Annotated in this window: 5 protein-coding genes; 4 read left to right on the top strand and 1 reads right to left on the bottom strand. The window is 54.1% G+C overall.

Annotation, left to right across the window (positions count from 1 at the left end; all coding sequences use genetic code 11):
* Positions 1–674 (bottom strand): MFS transporter (locus QZ197_RS10835; RefSeq protein ID WP_296431952.1); only part of this gene is annotated, 674 nt, incomplete at its 3' end.
* Between the two features lie 187 nt (positions 675–861).
* Between QZ197_RS10835 and QZ197_RS10830 the strand changes: the two genes are divergently transcribed.
* The 4 genes from QZ197_RS10830 (at position 862) to QZ197_RS10815 (ending at position 5,433) form a co-directional block, all read left to right on the top strand.
* Positions 862–2,391 carry an acyl-CoA carboxylase subunit beta gene (locus tag QZ197_RS10830; protein ID WP_296431951.1) on the top strand — a complete coding sequence of 510 codons (1,530 nt, stop codon included), beginning with the start codon at positions 862–864 and terminating at the stop codon, positions 2,389–2,391.
* Positions 2,392–2,424: 33 nt separating this feature from the next.
* The gene (locus QZ197_RS10825; protein ID WP_296431950.1) at positions 2,425–2,790 is read left to right on the top strand and encodes a hypothetical protein; all 366 of its coding nucleotides are present in this window, start codon (positions 2,425–2,427) and stop codon (positions 2,788–2,790) included.
* 343 nt (positions 2,791–3,133) lie between these two features.
* A complete protein-coding gene (locus tag QZ197_RS10820; protein WP_296431949.1) occupies positions 3,134–3,337 on the top strand; it encodes a hypothetical protein in 204 nt (67 codons plus the stop codon).
* 98 nt (positions 3,338–3,435) lie between these two features.
* On the top strand, positions 3,436–5,433 hold the full coding sequence (locus QZ197_RS10815) for an acetyl/propionyl/methylcrotonyl-CoA carboxylase subunit alpha (RefSeq protein WP_296431948.1): 1,998 nt from the start codon (positions 3,436–3,438) through the stop codon (positions 5,431–5,433).
* Positions 5,434–5,441: the final 8 nt, after the last annotated feature.

Genomic DNA, 5,441 nt, shown 5'->3' with positions numbered 1-5,441 from the left:
GCAGCACATAACACGTAGCCCCAAAACCGTGGTGAGCGGAACAGTTCCGGATAGGTGCTTAGCTGGTCGCGAAAGCTGGTGCCTTCGCCTTGGACGGTCTCGCCAAGGTCAAAAAATACGAGGGCGAGGGTCGCAAACCCTGCCAACCCTAAAAACACAAACGTCGCTTGCCAGCCAAAGGCTTGTTCCAGCGCGCCACCGATCATCGGGCCGACCATCGGGACGAGCGCCATACCCATCGTGACATAGCCGATCATTGACGCCGCTTGGTCTTGGGGGACGATATCGCGCACGATTGCGCGACCCAGCGCCATAGATGTCGCGACAGCAGCTTGCAGGATGCGAAAGAACAAAAACACTTCGACCGTTGTCGCCAACAAGGTGCCTATTGTGGCCAGTACGAATACCACCAGCGACCCCAGTACTAAAACCCGCCGCCCATACCGGTCCGAAATTGGTCCGATAAAGACCTGTAAGACGGCAGTTGCCGCCAGATACCCCGATAGGGCAATCTGCATGATCGCGTATTCTGTGTTGAAATACGTGGTCATCGTGGCAAGTGACGGCAGGAATATCGACATGCTTAATGCCGACATGCCTGTGATCAACACCAGCGTCAGTATATGTGGGGGTGTGGTGCGGTCCAGAAAACGGACCGTTGGAAGTGTGGTCATGACATTGGTTTAGGCAGCTTCGCAATACTTGTCCATGCATTGCAGGGCGCAAATGCATCAGGCAAATTTGCAAATTTGCAATATGTGGCAACTGCAAATAGCGTAATTTGCAAATATGCGCATTCAGACTTCTTTCTGCGGCGCGCAGCGGCTATTCATAGGCAACAACTGGCGAGGGTGTGATCTTATGGATGTTTTGCAAGAACTTGAAACGCGGCGTGCAGCGGCCCGCTTGGGTGGCGGCGAACGCCGGATTGCGGCGCAGCACAGCAAAGGCAAGCTGACCGCGCGTGAACGGGTCGAGCTGTTGCTGGACGATGGATCATTCGAGGAATTCGATATGTTCGTGGCCCACCGCTGCACTGATTTCGGGATGGAAAAAGACCGCCCCGCTGGTGACGGCGTTGTGACCGGATGGGGCACGATCAACGGACGTTTGGTTTATGTGTTCTCTCAGGACTTCACCGTCATGGGCGGGTCCGTTTCGGAAACCCACGGCAAGAAAATTTGCAAGATCATGGACATGGCCGTTCAAAACGGGGCACCGATCATCGGCATTAACGACAGTGGCGGTGCGCGTATCCAAGAAGGTGTTGCCAGCCTTGCCGCTTACGGCGAGGTTTTTCAGCGTAATATCACGGCCTCTGGCGTTGTGCCGCAGATCAGCTTGATCATGGGACCAACAGCGGGTGGCGCGGTTTATTCACCTGCGATGACTGACTTTATCTTCATGGTCAAAGACAGTTCATACATGTTCGTTACTGGCCCCGATGTTGTGAAAACCGTCACAAACGAAGTGGTCACGGCAGAGGAGTTGGGCGGCGCATCAACCCACACCAGAAAATCATCTGTGGCGGATGCTGCTTTTGAAAACGATGTTGAAGCATTGGCCGAGGTTCGCCGTCTTGTTGATTTCCTGCCGCTGAACAACACGCAAAAACCGCCCGTGCGGCCGTTCTTTGATGATGTGAACCGTATCGAGGACAGTCTTGATACGCTGATTCCCGACAATCCAAATTCGCCCTACGACATGAAAGAGCTGATTACAAAGCTGGCTGATGAGGGTGATTTTTACGAAATCCAAGAGGAATTCGCCAAGAATATTCTGACCGGATTTATCCGCATGGAGGGCTCAACCGTCGGTGTTGTCGCCAACCAGCCGATGGTTTTGGCGGGGTGTCTAGACATTGATAGTTCCCGCAAGGCGGCGCGTTTCGTGCGCTTTTGCGATGCGTTTGAAATCCCGATCTTGTCGCTTGTTGATGTCCCCGGATTCCTGCCCGGCACGTCGCAAGAATACGGTGGCGTGATCAAACACGGTGCCAAGCTGCTTTTTGCATATGGCGAAGCCACTGTTCCAAAGGTTACGGTAATCACGCGCAAAGCGTATGGCGGTGCCTACGTTGTGATGTCGTCCAAGCATTTGCAGGGTGATTTTAACTACGCTTGGCCCACATCCGAGATCGCTGTTATGGGCGCCAAAGGTGCGACCGAGATTATTCACCGTGGCGACTTGGGTGATCCTGAAAAAATCGCAAAGCACACGCAAGATTACGAAGATCGGTTCGCCAACCCGTTTGTGGCCGCAGAAAAGGGCGTGATCGACGAAGTGATAATGCCGCATTCCACCCGTAAAAGGGTTTGCCGTGCCTTTGCATCACTGCGCAACAAAAAGGTCCACACGCCGTGGAAAAAACACGACAATATCCCGCTCTAATGAACCTTAGCGATCACAAAAGGACCGCCAACCATGGCTAATCTGCCATATATGGACAAGCACCGCGGGTTTCCGGGGCGTTTGCCGGGAACTGATTTCCAGTTCGTGCTGCGGCGTGCCCACAAAGATGGGGCCACGGAAATCACCGAACGCATTCGTTTCCCTGATCGACGTCCGGCTGACAGACGCGCCGACGAAGGCTTTATGCGCGCCTTGCTAGAGCATTTCGGCGAAGAGCCATTTGTGCGTGGTAATTTGGATGCAGGTCGTCTCAGCTGGCTTTTCGGGCGCGAAGTGGTGCCGGCCGAGGACCCATTTGATCCCGAAAGCTATGAAGCAATGCTGCGGGTGGACCTGAAAGCCGTTCAGAAAACGTTCCCTGATTTGTTGGACCAATAATGATGCACGGGCGCCAAATAATTGCGGCAAGCGCAGCTCAATTTGAGCGGGAAGTCGCCGATTTTGGGCGCGCGCAACATGCCCGCTATCTTTGGTCCCATTACTGCGCCATCGTGAGATCAACAACGAAGGCTCCCAGCACGCTCGATGTTGTTAATTCTCTGTACCGTTACCCTTCCCCTAATCGGCCTGCTTACTCACCAAGCGGGCCGATAACGGTTTCTCGCCGAAATTCGGCACGAAAAAAGTATGATATTGGATATCATAGCGAATTGGGGTTTGGTGCGAACAGTGGTCGCATCAATTGTGATGCACCTTCAGAAACAACGATAGGTTTAAGATTATGCAAAAGACATCAATCATCCTTGCAGCAGTGGCAGTATTCGGTTTGGCTGGTTGCCTTGAGAACGACGTGGAGCGCGGCGTTGTCGGCGCTGGAGTTGGCCTTGCGGCCTCGGAGATCCTTGGAACGGACCGAACCGGTTCGGTTGCCCTTGGTGCAGTTGCAGGTGTTCTGTGCGATAACGCAGGCGTCGCGGGCTGCTAAAAATTTAGATACACGCGCCCATCGCGGGCGAACAATAAATAAAAACCGTCGTCGGGGCTTTGCCTTGGCGGCGGTTTTGCGTTTTGGGGACTAAACACATGTTCAAGAAAATTCTCATTGCCAACCGTGGCGAAATTGCCTGCCGCGTCATTAAGACGGCCCGTAAGATGGGCATCAAAACGGTCGCGATCTATTCCGATGCTGACCGCAATGCGCTGCATGTGAAAATGGCAGACGAGGCCGTGCATATCGGCCCGTCCCCTGCGAACCAATCCTACATCGTCATCGAAAAGGTGATGGAAGCGATCAAGAAAACCGGCGCAGAAGCCGTGCACCCCGGCTATGGCTTTCTGTCCGAGAACCCGAAATTTGCTGATGCATTGGCGGAAGCCGGCGTTGTCTTTATCGGCCCCCCAAAGGGTGCGATTGAAAAGATGGGCGACAAAATCACGTCCAAGAAAATTGCCCAAGAGGCCAATGTTTCAACGGTTCCCGGCTATATGGGGTTGATTGAAGACGCCGAAGATGCGGTGAAAATCTCGAACCAAGTGGGCTATCCGGTGATGATCAAAGCCTCTGCCGGTGGCGGCGGCAAAGGCATGCGGATCGCGTGGAACGACACAGAGGCCCGCGAAGGTTTTCAGTCATCTAAGAACGAAGCTGCCAACAGCTTTGGCGACGACCGGATTTTTATCGAAAAATTTGTGACACAACCGCGTCACATCGAAATTCAGGTTCTGTGTGATGGTCATGGCAACGCGGTCTATTTGCATGAACGCGAATGTTCGATCCAGCGTCGCAACCAGAAAGTTATCGAAGAGGCCCCAAGCCCTTTCCTTGATGAAGAAACCCGTAAAGCAATGGGTGAGCAGTCCGTCGCACTGGCTCAAGCAGTAGGGTATACCAGCGCCGGTACGGTTGAATTCATTGTCGACGGGAACCGCAAGTTTTATTTCCTTGAAATGAACACACGTTTGCAGGTGGAACACCCTGTGACCGAACTGATCACTGGCATCGACCTGGTTGAACAAATGATCCGTGTGGCAGCAGGTGAAAAGCTTCCGTTTGCGCAAGAGGATTTGAAAATCAACGGCTGGGCGATGGAAAGCCGCCTTTATGCCGAAGACCCGTACCGTGGGTTCTTGCCGTCCATCGGCCGCCTGACACGCTACCGCCCACCAGTGGAAGAGGCGACGCCAACGCGCGCTGTGCGCAACGACACAGGCGTTTTTGAAGGGGGCGAGATCAGCATGTTCTACGATCCCATGATTGCGAAACTGTGCACATGGGCCCCTGACCGCGCGAGTGCGATTGAAGAAATGCGCCTTGCGCTGGACGGGTTTGAGTTGGAAGGGATCGGTCACAACTTACCGTTTCTGGCTGCCGTGTATGACCACCCGAAATTTACGAGCGGGAATATGACGACCGCATTTATCGAAGAAGAATACCCCGACGGATTTGACGGTGTTGCGCTGAAAAACGAGGCCTGCTTGCGCATTGCCGCCGCTGCCGCCGCAATGCACCGTGTCGCAGAAATTCGCCGCACGCGCATCTCGGGGCGTATGGATAACCATGAGCGGCACGTTGGCGAAGACTGGGACGTCAAACTGCAAGGCGAGGCGCACAGCGTCTCAATCAATGCCGACAAATCAGGCGCTGACGTCAGTATTGGCGACCGTGTTTTGCGGGTCGAAAGCGATTGGACACCCGGTGACCCGCTTGCGCGTTTGATGGTGGATGGCACACCATTGGTTTTGAAAATAGGCAAAATCTCTGGCGGGTTCCGTGTGCGTTATCGTGGCGCTGACGTGAAGGTCCATGTGCGCACGCCGCGTCAAGCCGAACTTGCGGGTCTGATGCCTGAAAAGGTGGCCCCTGACACATCGAAATTCTTGCTCTGCCCAATGCCCGGCCTGATCGTCAAGGTCGATGTGGCTGAAGGCGACGAAGTGCAGGAAGGCCAAGCGCTTTGCACAGTGGAGGCGATGAAGATGGAAAACATCTTGCGTGCCGAACGCAAAGGAGTGGTCAAAAAGATCAACGCGGATGCAGGTGATAGTTTGGCCGTGGACGAAGTGATCATGGAATTCGAATAGGTGAATGG

The sequence above is a fragment of the Yoonia sp. genome, from assembly GCF_017854415.1.
Taxonomy (GTDB): Bacteria; Pseudomonadota; Alphaproteobacteria; order Rhodobacterales; family Rhodobacteraceae; genus Yoonia.
This window is presented reverse-complemented; position numbering and strand designations above follow the sequence as displayed.